This window comes from Paenibacillus sp. 7523-1 (genome assembly GCF_002276415.1).
In the GTDB taxonomy this organism is placed as follows: Bacteria; Bacillota; Bacilli; order Paenibacillales; family Paenibacillaceae; genus Paenibacillus; species Paenibacillus illinoisensis_A.
Map to the genome: position 1 here is coordinate 388378 of NZ_NPBR01000005.1, position 21125 is coordinate 409502.

Consider the following 21125-nt stretch of genomic DNA (forward strand, 5'->3'; position numbering starts at 1 on the left):
ATTTCCGTAAAGATTATGCCAAAATCTAGACGTTGTCCTATTTAAGTAATCCCTCGAATAAGCTGATAAAGTACTTGAAAGGAGAGGACGACGTTCCATGATACTAGGTTATATCTTACTGGGGATTTCATTATCAGCCCCAATCGGTCCCATCAATGCCGCTCAGTTGGACAAGGGTGTTCGGGGTGGGTTCATGCCTGCCTGGTTTGTTGGACTCGGCGCGATCGCTGCTGATATTATTTACATGCTGCTCGTCTATTTCGGCATCATTCATTTGCTGGATCTGCCTTTTGTAAAGGCTTTCTTATGGCTGTTCGGTTTTTTTGTACTTGTGTATACCGGTGTGGAAAGCATCAAAAATGCAGGAACCCTCACGCAGTCGAATATGAGAGGGGACGAAGCAGCGCTATCCAAATCGTTCATGAATGGATTCCTGATGTCACTGTTCAATCCCCTATCCATTATGTTCTGGCTTGGCATTTACGGATCCATTCTGGCCAAGGCCGTGAATGATTCAACTGTGGAGCAGACGCTAATCAACAGCGGAGCCGTTATTCTGGGTATCCTGATCTGGGATATATTCATGGCCGCCGCTGCGAGTTTATTTCGCAAGTATCTTACTTTAGGCGTCCTTAAGGGCATATCCATCATTTCCGGCCTCTCTCTTGTCGGTTTCGGATGTTATTTTGGAGCGAAAGCTGTTCAGTTTCTGTTTTTCATTTGATTTTATTCTTGCGAAGCCGAATCCCGGTAATGTGGAAGCTGGGACTTTCCAGGGTGTTGTGTGATTCTTTTTCTTCCTGATTTGTGGTGGAAGACTCTTCATTTTTCTTCTTCTTGCGAACTCGTTGCACAATCATATCGCTGATTCCAATAAGTAAGACAAGCAGCAGGCTGATAAAGAAGCCAGGTCGACTCAGCGGATGGAAAAGCGTACCTGTTATAGCGAGGCCAATCAGTACCAACCCAATCCATCGTTTGACAACGCTGAACCTCCCTGCTTTCAGAAGTCGGCCGGAAGATAGCAAAATGAACAACCAATTGTACATGAGCATTAATCCGGCTGCAGTTGTTACATATTCGTATACCTTGCCAGGAAGCAGCAAAGACATGACAATGGTTGCAATAAGCCCGCATCCGATCAGTGAGAGCGCGAATAATGGAAACTTCTCCTTCCATTTTCGTGAGAATAACCGCGGAGCGTCTCCTTCCTGGGCCAAGGTCAGCATCATGGAAGTCACCGCATAGAGTGACGCGGTCATGGTAGAGAAACCTGCTACAATCAATACTCCATTGAACAAATGCGGAACAAAGGCTAAATGATCACTGCTCAGTGCCAGTACAAAGGGACTCTCTTTGGGATTGAAGGCACCAAGTGGGACCATGGTCAGAGCCAGTCCAATCGACACAACGTATACCGTTGAAAGCGAGATCAGCATCACTTTGCCTGCCTTGGGAGCCTCTTCCGGGTTTTGAAGGCGGTAGGACATGATTCCGAGCACCTCAATTCCCCCATAGGCATAAAAGGCAAATAGAAACGCAGACCACAGACCGATCCCACCTTTCGGGAAAATTTCAGTCATGCTCAGCGGTACGTTATGCTCATATTTTGTTCCCCCAATCCATCCTGCGAGAAGCGCGATGGCAAGTACCAGAAACATAAGAATTGCTGCGATCTTAATAATGGCAAGTACATTTTCAACCCGGTCAAACCCTTTATTCCCGAAGAACACGATGCAAAGACCGACAATTCCGAATCCGGCTGCAAATATCCAGAGAGGAACATTCGGAAACCAAAAACGCGAGAAAATGGACAAGGCCGTCAACTGACTTCCCATAATAAGCAGCTCCGAAAACCAATACACCCATCCACTGGCAAAGCCAGCCCAGCTTCCGAATGCCTTCTTGGCATAGGAACGAAAAGATCCCTGCTCCGGATGATCCGATGTCATTCTCGCCAAGGCATCAAAAACAACATATGTACCGAGTGCAGCCAAAATGTAAGCCAGTAATACTGCCGGGCCACCGATCGAAATCGCGAGGCTGGAGCCCAGAAAGTATCCTGTGCCAATTGTGCCTGCTACACCAAGCAAGCTGAGCTGCCACCACTTTAGTTTCTTTTCCTCCGTTGAGGCCTCTGATGCTTTACTCATTTCTTCATTCCTCTTCTGTAATATTTTGGACCGCTTAAGGTATCCTTTCCCACTTGACCCTTTTTCATGTTGAAGGCAGAAAAACAAAAAAGCGAACGATAGGGCAAGCCCTTCATCCGCTAATATATTCACATCAATTATTGAATTGGAATTAAACCCACAACCGGATGTGGCACATAGGGTTCTTCCAACCACGCGATTTCTTCTTCTGTCAGCTTCAGGTCCATAGCTGCAACGGCATCCTCCAAATGTGATATCTTCGTCGCACCAATAATGGGGGCTGTTACGGGCTGCTTCTGCATAAGCCATGCCAGAGCAATGTGAACCCGCGGAACACCGTGCTTGCTTGCGATCTCTGCAACCCGCTCTACAATGAAGCGATCCGTATCGGCAGTAGAGTCGTATTTGGATTTCTGAACCTGATCCGTCTCGGAGCGATGCGTTGTTTCCGACCAGTCACGTGTCAGTCTTCCTGAAGCAAGCGGGCTGTAGGGAATGACTCCGATCCCTTCCTCCTTGCATAGGGGAAGCATCTCACGTTCCTCTTCACGGTACAGCAAGTTCAGATGATTTTGCATGGAAACGAATTTGGTCCAGCCATTGCGCTCAGCGACAAATAAGGCCTTTTGGAACTGCCAGGCGTACATCGCAGAAGCACCGAGATATCTTACTTTTCCGGCTTTGACTACATCATGTAATGCCTCCATCGTTTCTTCGATTGGGGTATGGTAGTCCCAGCGATGAATTTGGTACAGATCCACATAGTCGGTTCCAAGTCGCATCAGACTCTTATCAATTTCGCTCATGATGGCTTTGCGGGACAATCCGGCACCGTTCGGTCCTTCATGCATTCGTCCATGCACCTTGGTGGCAATTACAACCTCATCTCGTTTGGCATAATCCTTCAAGGCCCGCCCAAGGATCTCTTCACTTGCCCCCAGAGAATAGACATTCGCTGTATCAAAAAAGTTAATACCGAGCTCCAGAGCCTTCTTAATGACTGGCCGGCTATTCTCTTCGTTCAGTACCCATTGATGAATCCAGCGGTTGGCATCGCCAAACCCCATGCATCCCAGGCAAATTCTAGACACATCCAACCCTGTCTTCCCCAGCTTCACATAGTCCATCTTTTCGTCCTCCTCGTTATTCTTTTCTAATGTTCCGTCGTCTATATTCAGTTGGCGATAGATCAAAGCGCATTTTAAACACCTTGGAAAAGTGAGTCGTATTTTCGAACCCGCAGGCATAACAAATATCAGTTACCGACTGTGTCGTCTCGAGCAGGAGCTGACTGGCCAGATCCAGTCTGCGATTACGGATCCATTTTAGCGGAGAAGAGTTATACAATGCCCGAAATTCCCGCTTGAACGTTGACAGGCTTCTGCCAGACAAATAGGCCAGATCTTCAATGGAAACGGGATTGGTTACATTCTCTTCTACAACTTGTTCAATCTGACTCCGTTCAGCAGGATGGGGATACAACAGCTGTTGTAGCAAGTTCGTGTTTGCTTCGGCAAGATGAAACAGCAGCTCCATGAACTTGACGCCTACCAATCCGTCGCTGATCGAATCAGATTGGTTAAAATATGATTTTAGGGAGTGAATATATGCTCTCATTGGTTCATTAACTGGAATGACAGATAACGGAACGACATCATTGGTGGGATGAATGCTCTTCCAATCTGCAAAATCTGCGAACTTATGAAGTATGTCCTCATTCAGATAAAACATCATATAATCCAGCAAATATTCGGTACCGGGCTCACCCGACTTCTCGTAGTCTACCTTGATCGCTTTGTGCAAGAATATCATTTCATTGCTCCGCACCGTATGCTTTTCGTTCTTGAATTTAACCGTGTATACACCTGATTTAACGAACAGCAGCAGATGATCTTTCAGGAAAAATCCTCCTCTGGTTCCCTGCGTATGCAAACAAAACTGGATGACTGTAAGCCCATTCCATTTCAAGCTTCCCTCTTTGTCTGGTGCCTGTTCCATTCCTTTTGGAGCATGAATTAATTTTTTGGTTCGTCGTACATCCATTCTTCTTCCTACCTTCTGTCATCTCCTGCAAACATAACAATAACGCTTTTCTGCAAGAAATACTTTGCTCTGAAGCTCAAGTCATGTGATCATTTCGTTCATTCTTCTGAAGGTATGCATCCGTCAACGCCAAATCAATGAAACCAAAAACGGGTTCCAGTAAACTGGCTCCCGTTCTCTCTTCTATTCTCTTGGGCTATGACCAATTTACCCTCTAGGATATTTATTCTTATCCGCTTCCGTAATCGCTCGAATGACTCTGCATGGGTTACCTGCAGCAATGACTCCTGCTGGTATATCCTTCGTCACTACGCTTCCCGCGCCAATCACCGTATTGTCTCCAATCGTTACACCTGGCAGCACAGATACGCCTCCGCCAATCCATACATTGTCCCCTACTGTAATTGGAAGGGCAATCTCCAACCCTTGATTACGCTGTTCAGCATCCAGGGGATGACCAGCAGTGTAAAATCCGCAATTCGGTGCAATGAACACATTGGTGCCAAAGGTAATCTTCGCTGCATCCAGCATCACCGTATTATGATTACAATAAAAGTTTTCTCCAATCTCAATGTTGTATCCTTGGTCACAATAGAAAGGCTGTTCAATCCAAAACTTCTCTCCTGTTTTTGCCAAAATTTTTCTCATCATGGCTTCTCTTTCGGATATCATGCGCGGACGAAGCTGGTTGTAGTCGTAGCACAGCTCTTTTGCTTCAAGGCGTTCGTTTACCAATTGCGGATCATTGTTATTGTCATATAAGAGTCCTTGTTGTGCTTTTTCTTTCTCGGTCATCGTCATTCGTGTAAGCTCCTTCGTTGTGTCTATTTAAGTAGCCAAAATTCTATGTATGGACGCAGCAATGTACAATACAATCTATTATAAATTCATCTGTTAGCAAAATACAAAAAAACACGAGTGACCTCTTGGATCACTCATGTTTCATTCAGCTGCCGCTGTCTCTCTATTCATTCAATGCTGTCCTAATTAAGGCATTAACCCGTGAATTGAAGAGCAGACAGATATGGGACACCAGCGAAACCTGTATGTTATTCGCTCCGCTCAAGCGGGAAAGTGCAGGAGATACGATCGTGTCACTGGTAGAGTAGATGGAAGTAACCTCAACTCCCTGTGGGGCTGAAGTTGTAGTCAAACGATTGGCGCCTCCCAAGGTGACCAGCTTGTCTACTTTGGTAGAACCCCCACGGTTTAATATGTAATATAAACTATTAGCCCCGCCCATACTATGAGCCACAATGTTGACTTTGCTATGACCTGTTTCCCGAAGTACATTGTCTACGAATTGACTGATAGCTGCCGAATTCAACAACTGATTCCCCTGCTTGCTGGGCAGATCAATCGCAAACAGCTCATCTCTGGACCAGCCTTGACCACGCAGATAACTCTCAATATAAGTGAAATTGCTATCGGAACCTGTTAATCCATGAACAAAAACAACAGGTGTCCGTTCTGTCGCAGCGAATGTCTTTGAGCTCTGACCGATACCAGGTATCGAAATGGCTATCAGTATGCTCATGACCATGGCAAAAAACAATTTACTCTTTTTCACATCATTCATCCTCCTAAAATATAATTTACACTATATATAATATAAGTGAATAAATGGAATATAAATGGATCTTTAGTCTCAAATTTAATAGATTAAATCGTTAGTAAAGATTTCCTTTAGCCATCCACCCCCTTCTCTGTTATGCTGAATGACGGCAAATTTCAATTTACAGGAGGAACTTCCTAGATGAGACAAACGATTAACCGCATCACTCTTTTCTTCTTCGCCATGATCCTTGTGGTATTCCCTTTTTCGTGGAGCAAAGCCCATGCTGCCGATTCGTACAAATCGCTAGATTTGTATTTCCCGACAGATATTGATGGCCACTGGGCGTACGATACGCTTGACAATTTCGTTAACGCTGACCTTCTTAACGGTTACAGCCTGGGCAATGGCGAGGTCGCTCTTAAGCCCAATCATCCCATCACTCGTGCAGAATTCGTAGCTATTCTTGTTCAAGCTACAGGACTACATAGTACAGCTCAAGGAAAATCCTTCAGTGATGTAAAAGCAGGCAAATGGTATGCTGAGTCCATTCGGATTGCCAGTTCACTTGGCGTCGTTGGAGGTGTAAGCAGCACTGAATTCGGACCTGACCTCCCGATCACACGCGGCGATATCGCGGTAATGGTCGTACGTGCGTTCTCCGATACGGTGGAGTTTAAAGGTGCATCCAAAACCTTCAAGGACGTTCCAAACTACTATGCAGCTTCCGCCATTACCAAAGCGAGCCAGGCTGGTATTGTTTCAGGAATGACAACAACTACGTTTCAACCTTTCGCAAAAGCTACACGTGCTCAAGCTGTAGTTATGCTAGAACGTGCTTTACAATTGGAGCAAACCGAGCTGCCGGAGATATCTGAACTGACTGCACTTGCTTCCACTGCTACGGAGTCGGAGATTCAAGCCATGACGGATCATAAATATGATCAGTTGTCCGTAACCTATGCAACGTATTACACTGGATATCAGCTTTCATCCAACTTCACGTATTTGGAGGATTTAACTTCTGCAGCGGATGAAGAAAACTCAATGGATATTGAAATGCTCTCCCAACCGGACTTTTCCGTGATCGAAAGCTCTAACCGTCTGGCTGTATTAGAAGCAGAAGGCGGCAAGATGAAAGTAACGGTCCATTCGGGTAAAGAACAACAAGAAGAAACGGTTTCAATGGACGGATTGTATAAACTCAAGAAATTGAATGATAACAGCTGGAAGATCTATGCCATCCTTCCTTATGAAGAATAGGCTCTAATCTTTCATTTATTTCATTAACACTAACAACCACTGAATCCTAATTCAGTGGTTGTTTTGTATCTATTCGATTATATTCAATTACCCATGATCATTTGATTTAGCCATTAAGGAGATTCATGTGCTCCTTAAGATATCGGGTACCATGAATCCTATTTTTGGGGCTTACCTTTTCAATGCGTACCAGATCTTCAGGAGTCAACTCGATATCTAATGCTCCTACATTTTCCTCCAGATATTTGATCTGTTTCGTTCCAGGGATCGGCAATGCCCCATTGGCCAGCGTCCAGGCAATAGCAAGCTGAGAAGGTGTGCAATTCTTTTCGCTGGCTATTTTTTTGATTTGATCTACGATCTCAACATTTTTTTGAAAGTTTTCACCTTGGAAACGAGGCATATATCTGCGAAGATCATCTGCAGCGAGATCCTCAAACGTACGTAATTCACCTGTGATAAAACCACGGCTTAGCGGACTATAGGCCACATGAGTAATGCCTAATTCTCTAACGGTTGGAAGAATTTCATCTTCAATATCCCGGCTCCAGAGAGAATATTCACTTTGTAAAGCGGATATGGCATGTACCGCATGCGCTCGGCGAATCGTCGACGCGGATGCTTCCGAAAGCCCAAGGCAGCGAACTTTTCCAGCCTGTACTAATTCGGACATTGCGCCAATCGTTTCCTCGATAGGAACATTGGGATCTACGCGATGCTGATAATAGAGATCAATATATTCTACGCCTAATCGATTCAAACTTGCATCCACTGCTTTTTTAACATAATCAGGATGACCACTGATTTGCTCATAATTTGGCGTATATGAAAATTTGGTAGCAATGATCGCCTGGTCGTGCCGACCTTTGAGCGCCTTGCCCAGAAGTTCTTCGTTATGGCCATTTCCATAGACATCAGCCGTATCCAGCATCGTTACACCCATTTCCAGAGCACGATGTATCGTTTGGATAGAAAGCTCATCGTTAACCTCACCGTACATCCCCGGAGACATCCCCATTAATCCCATTCCTACCGACGATACCTTCAAATTACTGTTTCCCAATGTTTGACTAAACTTCATCCCAATCTTCCTCTCCTGTTCGATTAAATGTGTTTCAAACTGGACATTTCCTGTAATAATTTATTTTCTGAATCCTCTTTGCCTTTTTCCATATCATCATAGATTGATAATTTTTGATTCACCGCTTCTAACGCTTGATTAAGATCGTTTTGTCGTTGATACAATTCTTTTTTATATTGCGTGAGCATTGCTTTTCTGAGCGGTATCGTTGAAGCACCTTCCATGGCAAGGTTAACCATCTGCTTCAATACGGACACTTTCATGCCTGTTGCTCGAAAACAGGACATCACTCTCATCCATTCCAGATGCTCTTCTTCAAACAAACGATTTCCGTTCTGATCTCTGTTGATATATGGGAGCAAACCTTCTTTCTCGTAATAACGAATTTTATGTGCCGGGCAACCTAGCCGTTCTGATGCTTCTTTGATGGTAAAGCTCATATCATTATTCCTCCTTTGGATTCACATGTCCGGCTGGCTCTTTCACATCATAAGTATTAATGTGCACTTTAAGTCAACCATCTATTTTTTTGAATTTCTCTTAGCCTTTTCTCCTATTAAAAGGGGTTCAACCTGGTGTCTAAACCACCTGTCCGGAACAAAATATAAGAACCTTGAATTTTCAAGGTTCTTATGATCAGTAAGTCAGAAGACTATCGTATATTGTTATAGAAAAAGGTAGTTTACCTTCGATCCATCAATTCATGACTATCCTGTTACGGCTGCTTTCTTGCTTTGAGCGCCAATTCGTAGGCGTCTCCCCTTCCCATAGCCGGAAGGCCCGATAAAATGAATTCTGGTCTTCATACCCTACAAGAAAGGCCACTTCTTTGATATCAAGTGAAGGATCAGTAAGGTATACTCGAGCCTGCTCATGTCTGGCTTGGTTCAGCAGCTGTTTGAAGCTGGTGTTCTCATCGGTAAGTCTGCGCTGTAATGTTCGATCACTTACGCCTAACTCCTGCGCTACGATTTGGACATCGGGACGTCCACCTGTGAGGCTCCGTTTCAGAATCCATACGACCGCTTCTGTCATGGATTGGGCCTGTTTCTGTTCATCTAGCGAGCGATCAAGTATGGGCGTCAATATCTCAAGCAGTTCTTCGTTATACGAGATGAAGGCAAGATCCAGATCTTTTTGACGCAAAATCAATCGATTGCTTGGTGCACCCATCTGGATATGGCAGCCGAAGTAAGCTTCCAGAGCCTTCACGTCTCCCATGGGCTGTGAGAATTCGACCTGCAGTGCATTCAAAGACTGCCCTGTACCACGGCGTCCTAGCTCCAGAAGAAAGGCCAGCGTGATTCCAACCAGGACGGGAGGTCCAGACGGTCCACCATTCATCCACTCCAGTTCAATAATGCAGCGATCATCCTCCTCGGTAATGTGCAAGCTTTCGGGAGGACACATCCGTTTGTACCGAGCCATCCGATATAGCGCATCACGGTAGTCACGAGCATGGTAAGTGGCTAATACACTTGGTGGATAGTGGGCTGTTTCAAAAGCGGTTGCCAGTTTGATGGTTCCTTCAGCCGTGTCACCCATGAGGTCGGAATAAGCCTGCCAGATTGCAAAATATTGGTCAGTATTGACGATTGCGTTTGTAATCTTGGTGAGTGGCAGTTGTGCTCTGCGGGCTACGTCATGGGTATCGATCCCCAATTGCTCCAAGCCTGCCCAGAATCCGGCTGGAATCTTAATACGTTCATTGGAATGCGGCTTCATCTTTCGATCTCCTTCAATGGATCATAAGTATAAACAAGAATACTCCTTCGTCCACCAGATGTCTAATCTGATGGTCATCTCAACTAGAAGAACAACCAAAACCACACTATCCCCCATAAACTGACCTAACCCCTTTGCTTTCAATGCAAAAAAGCCGCCTTGATGGCGACTTCTTGTTCTTGCAATATGGAAGCAGTTTACTTCTTATTGTTTCTTAATAATTCCTTGCTTGAGCAGCTCGTTCACATTAAGCGATTGGTCATAAGGAACATCGATCTTGCCTTCATTCACCAGTTGAATGATCTCATCCCGATAAGGGCTTGCGAGATCGATTCCAACGATCTCCCAGTTATTGTCCACTTCCGGGGAAATCTCCTGATGTTCTTGAATGTATTCCACCAGGTAATCCCGAATGCTGCGTGGTGATTCCCAATCGCGGTTTGCTTCTACCAATTTGTAAGCTTTCAATGCGCTGCTGTATCGATAGTTGTTTACAGCAAGCTTCAGTTCTTGCGTATCAGCCAGAGGCTTGCCTTGATACATTACATCGATGATACGCTTACCTGCAGGCTTAGACAGGTCAATTTTGTAGTCTACGCCAGCAAACATATCATACAAATAACCTGGAACTTCAGGATCGAAGCTGATCGAAACGTCTCCCTCTTTCCACTGATTGTAGTGTGAAGCAGACCATTCCATATACGCCTTCAGTTCTTTACCCGTAACCTTAACCGTATAGAGCACATTATCGAATTTGTAAATATCGAAAATATTCGCATAAGTGATATTGCCTTTTTTCAGATTGGAGGTGTCTTTGAAGAGTGCAGCAGCCGAAACATCCGCTCCGCTCACTTCCATCTGAACCTTGTTGATCAGATCAACCACGGCTGTATCTTGTAGCTTGCCCTCAGGAATCCCATTAATTTCATTCACAGGCTGGAAGTCCTCGGTTGCCTGACCGAAGATACCACCAGACGAGCCTTCCGCTCCAGCAGAACCACCACCTGTAATGAATTGGATCGTAGCTTCGTGCTCTTCCTTCACCAGGTCACGAATCGCCGGATCAGGGGTGTAGGAAGCCATATCTACCACTTGAACCTGACGGTCCGTCACTTTATTTTTACCTTGATCTTTTTTCACTTCGATATCAAATCGCACAATGTCACGGCCAAGGTTGCGAGGACCGCCGATCACGGTTTGTCCGATTTTTTCGTTAACCACGATGTGCATGTGCCCAACCAGCATGGCATCAAGTTCAGGCACCATGTTTACAATTCGTTCAGCCGAGTCTGAAGCTCCGTCTTCGTCGAACTCAGCAAACATGCCTGCATGCGCGCTCGCGATAAGTACATCCACTTTTTTCTCATTTTTGAGGTATTGTGCAACCTTCTTCACCGTTTCACCCATATGCTTGAACGTAAGGCCGTCTACCTTATCGCCGTCCCAACGAGGTACATTTGGTGTCGTTACACCGATAATCCCTACTTTTATGCCATCCACATCGATAATCGTGTACGGCTCGCCAAGTGTCCCGCCATCTTCTGTCTGGATATTGGCTCCAAGTACGGGGAAGTTCAGTTCTTTCATAATTCGATCTACATGATCCAGTCCAAAATTGAATTCATGATTACCAAAAACCATAGCATCGTACTTCATGGCATTCATGGCTTTGGAAACAGGATGAATGACATCCGTGTTTTTACGATAAATATCATCTGTTAAAATATTGCCTTGATATGTGTCCCCATTGTCAATCAACAGCACGTTAGGGGAGGTCTTCTTCACATCATTGACATATGTAGATATCCGTGCGAGCCCGTTATTCGTTGTTTCCGCACTATCTTCATAAGTATAGCCCCACAGATTCCCGTGCACGTCAGAGGTGCCCAGGATGGTGATTGTAGTGGATTCGGCTTCCTCTTCTTTTTGAGGAACCTCACTCCCTGTGGACGGCTTCTCAGGAAGCTTTAACTTTTGGCCCACTTGAAGGATATTCACGTTTTTCAATCGATTGAGCTTTTGCATCTCTGCTACGGTTGTCCCATTTGTTTTGGCGATGGTCCACAACGTATCTCCTTTTTTAACGGTGTACGTCTCGGCAGCCGCAATTCCACCAAAAAGAGTAGAGAACACCAAAACCATGATGACAATCCAGCTGAGCTTACTACGATGCTTCATAAATCCCTTTCACCTCTTGTCTTATGATGTGTGTTACCAAGTCTATCCTCTAGATCATAACAAGATAAATCAAATAATTGGAGATTAAATTTACGTTTTGAACTAAATTATTACATTTTGCAACACATTCTTGTTGTTGCGGCAGGTTAATTACCTATTTTATTGGTAATGAGCCAATATTTAGGAGTATACAAATTATTGTTTTGTCATAATAAAAAAAGCCTGATCCACTTAAGGACCAGACTTCAAATTTATTATCCTTCCACGATATCTGCTTGCAGAGCAGTCGCGACTTCAATCATCTTGGGAACCACAGCTTCACTGGAAATGGCTACGTACAGATCCCCAGAATATAGCCGGAAAGGAATGTCCACATTATCCTGCTTCCACATAAAGAAATCTCCATCAATGGACATGGTACTTTCGGTTCCCTGAACAATGTAAACCTGTGAATACGTAAAGTCAGGCTGGGTTGCAAAGTATGCCTTGCACTCTTCGAGAGTAATGGCTGGTCGCTCATTCTCTTCTTGCATAGTTCGGGTGATACGGAAACGCTGATTCATTGATATGCCTCCAGATTGATTAATTCAAGTATATATTTTCATTCATAATAGCAATTTACGTATCGTTTCGGCAAGAAAAGCGCTCTGCAGCCGCAAAGGATGTTAATTTCTCTATATATGCGTGCGCTCTATTCGTTGCTGGTTTGAATGAAAAGAACCTCTCTTGGAGGTCCTGATGAACTTCATATAAACTATATTGTTGAACCTATTGTTGAACCGTACCTGTGCCTGTTTTCACCGTCTGGACTTCATACATATTTACGGTTGTGCTGATCAGATACGCAGGTTTCTCCTGCCCTCTTTTGTTGCGGTGGCCCTGGATGTGTGCATCGCTTTTCTCCCAGTTTTTCCACGCTTCTTCTGATTCCCAACGGATCAAAACCATAACCTCTTCATGTTCCTTGCTCTTCTTGTTGACCATGACACTAAAATCAATCAGACCAGGCATGTCCACTACTGGGGTTGGGCCATTGAAACGTTCCAGCACCTTGTCACTATGTCCTTTTTCTATAACCATACTGCGCGTCTGAATCAACATCATTATTCCTCCTGATTGCAGTTACACTGGAAACCCACCAGCCTAACCGCATTTTGTTTTACTCTTTCCACTATTGTAGCCTAATTGAAAATGATTATCAATAAAGCCAAGTTAGTCTATCTTGTAATTGGAACTCTATGAAAATTTTGCTATACTACACTATGCTAGATTACTGTCTATATGTCCTTTTTTCTACTATTTTATGAATGTGGAGGAATACAAAAACATGGTTCGTAAACACATAGGTAAAACCATTGCTGCCACCTTGATTGGTTTGTCCTTGCTTGGAACGTCGGTAAACATCGGTGATGTGCATGCAGCACCTGCCATATCGGTCAAGTTGGATAATGTAGTACTCCAATTTGATGCTGCCCCGCGAGTTGATAAGGGAGTTACTTATGTTCCCTTCCGTACCGTAGGTGAAGCATTAGGAATCCAGATTACGTGGAACAGCAAAACGCAAACCGTCAAAGCCGTAGGCAGTGTTAAAGGTCAAGCTACAGAGGTACTTCTTCAAGTGGGTAATACCACAGCCACCGTCAATGGCACCAAAGTGAAGCTTGCTGCAGCCCCGGTTCAGCGAGAAGGACGCGTACTCATTCCGCTCAGTTCGTTCAGCAGCCAATTCGGCGTCGGAGTGGGCTGGGATCAGGCTACACGTACAGTTTCTCTCGTATCCCCACAGCGTGAAATGCATTTGAGAGCATTTTATGCCGTACGGGCATTTCATGAAATCGATCTGGTCCCATCCATGAACTCTGTAGCTTTTGGCTGGAGTCGAATCGACCGGAATGGCCAATTCACGCTTCAAGGGGATGAATATTATCTGCCTGAGGCAGCAGGCGAACTGACCCCTCAGACCATCGTGGCGGATGCTGCAGATCAGAATATTAAACCATACCTTATGGTATATGCACTGGATGGTCAAGGCGAGCTAACCAAAGTTTTGAGTGACAGCAGTCTGCGCGAGAAATCGATTCAGGGCATTAACGATGCAGTTACGGAGAATGGATTCGGCGGCGTCGTTCTTGATTTTGAAGGATTGGGTTTCAAACTGGATGCCAAGCAGCAGCAGAAGCTGCTTAACGACTATGTCAAACAGTTAAAAGCGTCCTTGCCTCATGACATTTCGATATCACTGGCTGTACCACCTCTGAACAGTGCCTATAAAGGCTATGATTACAAAACGCTCGCTTCCTTGGCAGATGATCTTATTATTATGGCTTATCAATATAACCCTGCGGGTACCAAGGCACAGGTTCCGGAACCCAACAGTCTTGTTGACCAAGCCATCCAGCTTGCACTTAACGCAGGCGTTCCAAAAGATAAGCTGCTGCTTGGGATTAACTTAAACAGCGAAACGGGAACCTCCGTTGATGACAAGCTTGGATTGGCCAAGAGATATGATCTCAAAGGAGCAGCATTCTGGCGCCTTGGCTTATTCCGTGAATTCAACAATCAAATGGTAGAAGCCGTGAATTCGTCAGTCATCAAAGAGTAATTAAAGAATACCTTGTGCAAGTCATTCTCATATAAAAAATTCATGTGAATGGCATCAAGCCATTCACATGAAATGAGTCCATGCGAACTTTTCTTCTATGAATATACTATTCTATCTTATCGGATAGGAGGTATGCAGAATGACTCAGTTTCTGGATGCAAGAGTCGCGATCAATGCAACGTCGACCAACTCCATCTCAGTACCCATACCGGTAATCAATACGCCTACGTTATTTGCCCAGATTGGTCTTATTACAGCGGGTACAGGAGCTAATCCCAGAGTTCAACTCAAAGGGACGATTACGGTTCAATTACCTCTGGCGTTTTTCGTAGTGAGAGTTACCATTGTGAGAGGTACGCTGGCGACAGACCCTATCATCTATTCGGCAAATAGCACCTATGGATTGAGCGGTATACTCGCACCTGAAATCATTACTTTTTCAGCGAATGACTTTAACCCGCCCATTACACCACAACTGACGTATTCAGCGTTTATCAGTACAAACTTGCTCGGAACGGTTCGAGTCGGTCCCGAAAATTTTGACGGCTTCCTCGTATCTGATTGATCATCGATCGATTCCCATTCAAAAACCCTACCGCTGCAAATGCGGTAGGGTTTTTGAATGGAGAAAAGCCCCCTCACAGTTGAAAGGGCTAGATGCCACTTCAGCTGTACAGGGAGCTACCCAGATCATAAGTTATTAAGAATACTGCTTCAATACCTGCCCCAGAATTTCAATCCCCTTCACAATCTGTTCATCGGAAGGTGTGGAGAAATTCAATCGGATCGCATTGCAAGGTTCACTCTCATCAACGAGGAAAGCCGTGCCTGGAACTACCGCTACGCCGCTGGCTGCAGCTGCCTTGGCATAATCCAGCATCGGAATATGAGCCGGCAGATCACACCAGAGGAAAAGTCCACCATCCGGTTGGGTAAACGTAATGGAATTCCCCATGTGTTCCTTGAGTTTGTCCATCATTAAGGCAGATTTTCTGCGATATATTTCACGAATACTGCTGATATGTTCTGCATACTGGTATTCAGCCATGAACTTGTAGGCCAAGATTTGAGGAAGCATCGCCGTATGTACGTCTTCTCCCTGTTTGGCAACCACCATTTTCTGCACGACTTCGTTCGGTGCCAGCACATAGCCAACACGCAAGCCGGCAGACAGGATTTTGGAGAAGGAGCCCACATAGATCACTAGCCCCTCTTCGTCCATGGATTTGATCGTAGGCACATCTTCTCCACTGAATCGAAGCTCACCGTATGGATTATCTTCCAGAATCATCACACCATACTGTTTGGCAAGAGCATAAATGGCTTTGCGTTTCTCCAGACTTGTCGTTACTCCCGTCGGATTTTGGAAACTCGGGATCAGGTAGATCAATTTCACATTCTGCTCCGTCTGCAGTGCCAGTTCAAGCTTGCCGATATCAATACCGTCGCTTTCCATTGGAACGCCAACCAGCCTTGCACCTGAAGCCCGGAAGGAGTTCAACGATCCTATGAAGCTTGGGCTTTCACAGATGATTGTGTCTCCCTCGTTGCAGAATACTTTGCAGGCAAGCTCAATGCCTTGCTGTGCACCAGAGACAATAAATAGCTCGTCCGATGTTGTGCCTGTGTTATAGTTCGTCTTCAGGTGATGGGTCAATGTATCACGCAGCGGGGCGTAACCTTCGGTTATCCCGTATTGCAGAGCCGTTACCGGATCCTGCTCCAGAATGGACTGAGTGAATGTCCGAATGGCTTCAATGGGAAACGTCTCCGGAGCGGGATTTCCCGCAGAGAATGGAATAACGTTCTGACCCGAGGATGCCTTCAGGATCTCTCGAATAATGGACGGCTGCAGCGCAGCAATCCGGTTAGAAAATGAATAGTTCATCTTAATATAATGCCTCCCTGCTTCAAATCTGACGCTCAATACTACTTCTACATTCTTTTCTATTATACGAGTACTTCTCTGTTTTCAAAATGGTCTGCTTCAAATTCGTCAAAAACAAATAAAAAAGAGGTCGACATAAGCCGCCTCTTACAGATCCATCATTATGCATGTTTTCCCACATTACCCGCGAGCTGCATTCATCTCTGATAACCTTGTAGCCTTGACCAGATATGCTGCCAATCCAGGAAATACGCGGGCGAGCGCGGGATAATATTTATTGGTTTTGGCAAAAGCCAGCTTCTGGATTCTTCGTGCACGCCGAAGCAGCTCTGTAAATTCATCGCTGGCGTCTTTTGTATATCCTTCCTTCCACTGTGTAAATCCGATGTCCTTTTGCAAATAACGGTTGGTCCATTCCGCACACAAGATGGAAGAACGCAGCGCAATGGACATGCCGTCACCGCACAGGGGAGGAATCATCAGCATCGCATCTCCAATATGCGGGAACTGGGACCAAGGCTCAGGCACGTTCGACAAGTGAAGCGGAGCTATGGAAACCTGAGTTCCCTGAACAGGCTCTCCATCTGCCAGTCTTGCTGCGAGCCTTCCATTCGTTTCGGAGGCCGCCTGAAGGATATCGGTTACAGACTTGCCGCTTCCTTGCACCGTATCCAGCGTTAACAAGGCTGCTACATTCGCATAGCCATTCTCAATCGGTGAAATGCCGACGTATCCTCCCTCACAGAAATAGAGTTCAACTCTAGCAGGCATGACAAGACCGCTGTAATGAGACTTTATCCCAACATATACAGTTTCATCCCGGATTTCAGGCGGAGACGTCATTCCACGTGGCTTTTTGGTCCCATATGCTCCGATGACAGCCTTCGTTCCATAGCTTAATCGTTCATCCCCCTGTTTGACCTGCACCTCGTAATGATCATCTTCGAGCAGCTGAATACCAACGATGGTTGCTTTGGTTATAATTTCGACTCCCGCAGCTTCAGCTTGCTTGTGGAGAATGCGATCCAGTTCATGTCGACTGATGCCATAAGCGGGTCCTGGCAAGGGAGCTTCAATCTGACCGCCCTGAGGCATAATGATCTGTGCGTGATCCATCGTGCTGGGCTTCACTTCCTGAAGCTGAATATTTAGATACTCCAGCATTTCTTTGGTCTCTGGTGACATGAATTCGCCGCAGGTTTTGTGCCTGGGGAATGACTGTCGATCCAATAGAAGCGTACGATGACCCTGTCTGGCCAGCTGCAGGGCGCAAGAACTGCCAGCGATTCCAGCACCTATAACAATGACATCTAATGATTCGGACACCTAGTATCACCTGCCTTTAAGTTGGATTTTGAGCAGCCGTGACTATAAATGCTACCATCATTAACCTGCCTGGTGATTCGGTATCACGACAGAGTAGCGGAACAGCGGCTTCCATTCATAGGTCATGGTGTCATGATTCAATTGCTGTTTTAACTCCTCCCAATCCTTTGCCGTGAAGCCCTTGGCAACAGACAGCGGACCGTCATGACGGATATAACGATTACGCGAGATCATCCGGGTTGTAAGCCAGACCGCGGTATAGGATACCGGGTGGCGATGGATATCGTTAATCACAACACCATATTTGGACACACGCAGCATATGTGAAACGACATCAAGCAGCAGCTGTCCGTCAAAATGATGTACAAACTGCGATCCTGTAACGATATCTGCCGATGCATCCGGCAGTTTCATGACATCGGCACGCTGCACATTGACCCTCGGTTCATTTTGAAAGAGCAGTCTTGCCTCTTCGCAAGCTTCTTCGGTCAGATCGACCAATGTAATCGTAAGGTCAATCCCCTTCTGATTCGCCCAATGAAGCAGCTTCTGATTCACGTCTCCTGAGCCAGCTCCTACATCCATAATGCTCAGCTTAAGAGGTCTACCGACAGATATCCATAACTTCTCAACACCATCAAGAGTAGGGCCGGGAGCGGCAAATATTTTATTGAGACGACGCAGGTGCTGCAGTGCTTCACGCAATTCTTCCCCGCCCATGGAGAAATCATCCATCAATTCATCTTCCTTCGCCCGGATCGACAAGTTTCTAAAGAAGGACATGATCCTTCTCCTTCAGCGCTGGCGTATAGGACGGAACGTAAGTGAATTTCATGAGCTCCGCGATCAGCCCAGGTCCAAAAGCCATCGCCACACCCTCCGTCACAGATTGATTACGGGCTTTCATATCCTCACGCATGGCATGAAGTACAAATAAAATGGTATTGGATGATAAGTTTCCTACGGTTCTAAGAATTTCCCTGCTGTACATCGTCTGTTCTGCTCTTAAATTCATGACTTCCTGAACAGAGTCAACGATCCCACGTCCGCCTGGATGAATAGCCCATAGTTCGGGTAAACTGTCGCTCCCGAGCAATTGATAGAGCTCGTTCTGCAAGTGAGCACCCAGCAGTTTGGGGATGCGAGGCGATAAGTACAGATCATAACCTTGATTGCCTACCTCCCATGTCATATCCTCCGTTGAATCAGGAAGAAGAACGGAATATCCGGTTCCAAGATCGAGATAATGCCGCTGCTCGGATTCCGGTGCTCCAACGACACAAGCAGAAGCTCCGTCCCCGAAGAATGAGGCTGCAAACAGCGCCCCTCTTTCCTTAACCGGTTGAAAATGCAAGGTACAAAGTTCAACGCACACGACCAGCACTTGTGCATCAGGCGTTCCCTGGACGACATCACGAGCCATCTGTATGGCTTTTAATCCCGCCGCACAGCCCTGAAAAATCAGCGGTAACCGGTTTACGCGGGGAGATAATCCTAAATCGCGAATAAGCATGACATCCAGACCAGGCAGATACTGTCCTGTGCAGCTGACCGTTATGATATGTGTTATCTGTTCAGGAGACATGCTCGCATCCTTCAATGCCCTCTGGGCAGCCTCCATTCCAAGCGGGAGAGCCTCACGTTTATATGTATCCATTCGTTCCTGCGTGGACGGAATCTGAGAATGGTCCCCCGAAGGCAGGTAACGACAGTCCTCAAGTGACCCAAGATAGCTGGGTTCAACCGTATAACGTGTTTCTACGCCGCAGGACCTGAACACTCTTTTGGCAAACCGGGCCAAATCCTGTTGATCCTCAAACGATGAAGCAATGAGTTCAGCAATATCGGACTGGGCAACTTCATGAACAGGCAGTGCAGTTCCCATGCCCAGGATGGCGATATCCGTATGGTTATACAAGGGTTGATTCATTTTAAACCTCCTATGGTGGATGAGAGATATCCTTTAATTAACAACACTTACCCTTAAGAGCGTCGTTGTAATCTGTCGTTTCCTTTATATTTATGTATATGGTTTATGCTGACCCACATTCTCCATTCAGGTGCTCTTCTTCGGGAAAGAGTAAAAAAAAGAAGCCGCCTGAAGGCGACTTATCGAAAAAGTGTGGACTTGCGTCCCATTATTTATTCAATTCATCGCCAATGATGACGACTTCCGTTTCCAAATTCACATTGAACTGGCTGCGCACCTTCTCCTGAATGAGCGCAATCATATCAATGTAATCCTGCGCCGTAGCATTATCCACATTCACGATGAAGCCCGAATGTTTACGAGATACTTCCGCACCGCCGATGCGAGTGCCCTGAAGTCCGCAATCCTGAATCAATTTGCCGGCAAAGTGGCCTTCAGGACGTTTAAAGACACTTCCGCAGGAGGCATATTCCAGTGGTTGCTTGGACTCTCTGGCGTAAGTAAGTTCATCCATCTTCGCCTTGATCTCTACCGGATCTCCCGGCTGCAGCTGGAACTTCACCTCGATGATAATATCCCTTTTGCCCATAAATACACTCTTGCGATAACCTAGCAGCAGCTCCTCGCTCTGCATCGTAATAATTTCGCCTGCCTCTGTCACGACAATGGCAGACTCGACCACATCGGACATCTGTCCTCCGTATGCTCCTGCATTCATATAGAGCGCGCCACCTACCGAGCCCGGAATGCCGCAGGCAAACTCGAGTCCGGTAAGACTTGCATCTAACGCCTGCCGGGATACATCAATAATGGCTGCACCGCTCTGTGCTGTCATCGTATGACCATTCACATGGACCTGATTAAGATTCTGCAGCGACATGGTAATCCCCCGAATGCCGCCATCTCTGACAATCATGTTGGAGCCGTATCCCAGTATAGTCAGCGGGATATCATGCTGAACCGCCAGCTTCACAATTTTGGCTACTTCATCTATGGTCTCGGGGAATATTAGAATATCTGCTTCCCCGCCGAGTCGCGTGTACGTATAATTTCGGATCGGTTCGGAATATCGAATGCGGTCTTCGTGAAAGTTGTCAAACAGGGTTTTGCTTAATAACTGATATGAATTCATGATTTTCTACCACCTTGTCTTGATTGCATCGTATAGGTTATTTTACTCTGAATAGCTCCATTTTGTCGCAATTAATTCGAATTAATCATTAATTATTTAAAATGATGGTGCAGGACTGGAAAAAGCCGCCATATGGCGACTTGGTAAAGCGTTGCTTTGGCCTTACTCATTATAACTCATTTCAAGTAAGTGAGCATAATGCTTGCTGTCTTCCTTTTTTCATTTTAAATATAAGCACAAAAAAAGGGC

20 protein-coding genes are annotated in these 21125 nt (G+C 45.7%); 4 read left to right on the forward strand and 16 right to left on the reverse strand.

Translation table 11 applies throughout. The annotated features are described in order from the left end of the window. Positions 1 to 97 precede the first annotated feature (97 nt). The gene (locus tag CHH60_RS05175; RefSeq protein WP_095287316.1) at positions 98 to 724 is read left to right on the forward strand and encodes a LysE family transporter; all 627 of its coding nucleotides are present in this window, start codon (positions 98 to 100) and stop codon (positions 722 to 724) included. On the opposite strand, the gene CHH60_RS05180 is transcribed toward CHH60_RS05175, so the two are convergent. From CHH60_RS05180 to CHH60_RS05200, 5 genes are all read right to left on the reverse strand, one after another. Beyond that, entirely contained in the window at positions 717 to 2153 is a 1437-nt protein-coding gene (locus CHH60_RS05180) for an amino acid permease (RefSeq protein ID WP_095358230.1), read from the reverse strand. The two genes, CHH60_RS05175 and CHH60_RS05180, sit on opposite strands and share 8 nt — an antisense overlap. Before the next feature lie 137 nt (positions 2154 to 2290). Continuing rightward, a complete protein-coding gene (locus CHH60_RS05185) occupies positions 2291 to 3280 on the reverse strand; it encodes an aldo/keto reductase (RefSeq protein ID WP_095358231.1) in 990 nt (329 codons plus the stop codon). Between the two features lie 16 nt (positions 3281 to 3296). After that, positions 3297 to 4196 carry a helix-turn-helix domain-containing protein gene (locus tag CHH60_RS05190; protein WP_095358232.1) on the reverse strand — a complete coding sequence of 300 codons (900 nt, stop codon included), beginning with the start codon at positions 4194 to 4196 and terminating at the stop codon, positions 3297 to 3299. Positions 4197 to 4403: 207 nt separating this feature from the next. Further along, on the reverse strand, positions 4404 to 4991 hold the full coding sequence (locus CHH60_RS05195; RefSeq protein WP_095358658.1) for a sugar O-acetyltransferase: 588 nt from the start codon (positions 4989 to 4991) through the stop codon (positions 4404 to 4406). Positions 4992 to 5160: 169 nt separating this feature from the next. Next, positions 5161 to 5775: an esterase/lipase family protein gene (locus CHH60_RS05200; RefSeq protein WP_095358233.1), complete on the reverse strand. Its 615-nt coding sequence runs from the start codon at positions 5773 to 5775 to the stop codon at positions 5161 to 5163. A 177-nt stretch (positions 5776 to 5952) separates the two neighbouring features. Between CHH60_RS05200 and CHH60_RS05205 the strand changes: the two genes are divergently transcribed. After that, positions 5953 to 7014, forward strand: a complete 1062-nt coding sequence (locus CHH60_RS05205; protein WP_095358234.1) for an S-layer homology domain-containing protein — start codon at positions 5953 to 5955, stop codon at positions 7012 to 7014. A gap of 106 nt (positions 7015 to 7120) precedes the next feature. Here CHH60_RS05205 and CHH60_RS05210 read toward each other — a convergent pair whose 3' ends face one another. The 6 genes from CHH60_RS05210 to CHH60_RS05235 all read right to left on the reverse strand — a co-directional run bounded on the left by CHH60_RS05210 (position 7121) and on the right by CHH60_RS05235 (position 13099). After that, a complete protein-coding gene (locus CHH60_RS05210; RefSeq protein ID WP_095358235.1) occupies positions 7121 to 8095 on the reverse strand; it encodes an aldo/keto reductase in 975 nt (324 codons plus the stop codon). Between the two features lie 23 nt (positions 8096 to 8118). Beyond that, entirely contained in the window at positions 8119 to 8535 is a 417-nt protein-coding gene (locus CHH60_RS05215; protein WP_095358236.1) for a MerR family transcriptional regulator, read from the reverse strand. Between the two features lie 256 nt (positions 8536 to 8791). Next, positions 8792 to 9820, reverse strand: a complete 1029-nt coding sequence (locus CHH60_RS05220) for a helix-turn-helix transcriptional regulator (RefSeq protein WP_095358237.1) — start codon at positions 9818 to 9820, stop codon at positions 8792 to 8794. A gap of 204 nt (positions 9821 to 10024) precedes the next feature. Then, positions 10025 to 11998, reverse strand: coding sequence for a 5'-nucleotidase C-terminal domain-containing protein (locus CHH60_RS05225; protein ID WP_255247828.1), 1974 nt, complete (start codon positions 11996 to 11998; stop codon positions 10025 to 10027). A gap of 254 nt (positions 11999 to 12252) precedes the next feature. After that, entirely contained in the window at positions 12253 to 12561 is a 309-nt protein-coding gene (locus CHH60_RS05230) for a hypothetical protein (RefSeq protein ID WP_095358238.1), read from the reverse strand. 205 nt (positions 12562 to 12766) lie between these two features. Then, positions 12767 to 13099 (reverse strand): antibiotic biosynthesis monooxygenase, encoded by a 333-nt coding sequence (locus tag CHH60_RS05235; protein WP_095358239.1) that lies wholly within the window; start codon positions 13097 to 13099, stop codon positions 12767 to 12769. A gap of 226 nt (positions 13100 to 13325) precedes the next feature. Here CHH60_RS05235 and CHH60_RS05240 point away from each other — a divergent pair, with 226 nt between their 5' ends. Then, positions 13326 to 14600, forward strand: a complete 1275-nt coding sequence (locus CHH60_RS05240) for a stalk domain-containing protein (protein ID WP_095358240.1) — start codon at positions 13326 to 13328, stop codon at positions 14598 to 14600. Between the two features lie 139 nt (positions 14601 to 14739). Then, a complete protein-coding gene (locus CHH60_RS05245; protein ID WP_095358241.1) occupies positions 14740 to 15165 on the forward strand; it encodes a hypothetical protein in 426 nt (141 codons plus the stop codon). Positions 15166 to 15300: 135 nt separating this feature from the next. Here the strand turns inward: CHH60_RS05245 and CHH60_RS05250 are convergent, their stop codons facing one another. From CHH60_RS05250 to murB, 5 genes are all read right to left on the reverse strand, one after another. Beyond that, a complete protein-coding gene (locus tag CHH60_RS05250) occupies positions 15301 to 16488 on the reverse strand; it encodes an aminotransferase-like domain-containing protein (RefSeq protein ID WP_095358242.1) in 1188 nt (395 codons plus the stop codon). A gap of 180 nt (positions 16489 to 16668) precedes the next feature. Next, the gene (locus CHH60_RS05255; protein WP_095358243.1) at positions 16669 to 17814 is read right to left on the reverse strand and encodes an NAD(P)/FAD-dependent oxidoreductase; all 1146 of its coding nucleotides are present in this window, start codon (positions 17812 to 17814) and stop codon (positions 16669 to 16671) included. Between the two features lie 60 nt (positions 17815 to 17874). Beyond that, a complete protein-coding gene (locus CHH60_RS05260; RefSeq protein WP_095358244.1) occupies positions 17875 to 18597 on the reverse strand; it encodes a methyltransferase domain-containing protein in 723 nt (240 codons plus the stop codon). Continuing rightward, on the reverse strand, positions 18584 to 19744 hold the full coding sequence (locus CHH60_RS05265; protein WP_095358245.1) for a type III polyketide synthase: 1161 nt from the start codon (positions 19742 to 19744) through the stop codon (positions 18584 to 18586). Before CHH60_RS05265 ends, CHH60_RS05260 begins: the two co-directional genes overlap by 14 nt. A gap of 208 nt (positions 19745 to 19952) precedes the next feature. Beyond that, positions 19953 to 20876, reverse strand: coding sequence for a UDP-N-acetylmuramate dehydrogenase (murB, locus tag CHH60_RS05270; protein ID WP_095358246.1), 924 nt, complete (start codon positions 20874 to 20876; stop codon positions 19953 to 19955). Positions 20877 to 21125 lie beyond the last annotated feature (249 nt).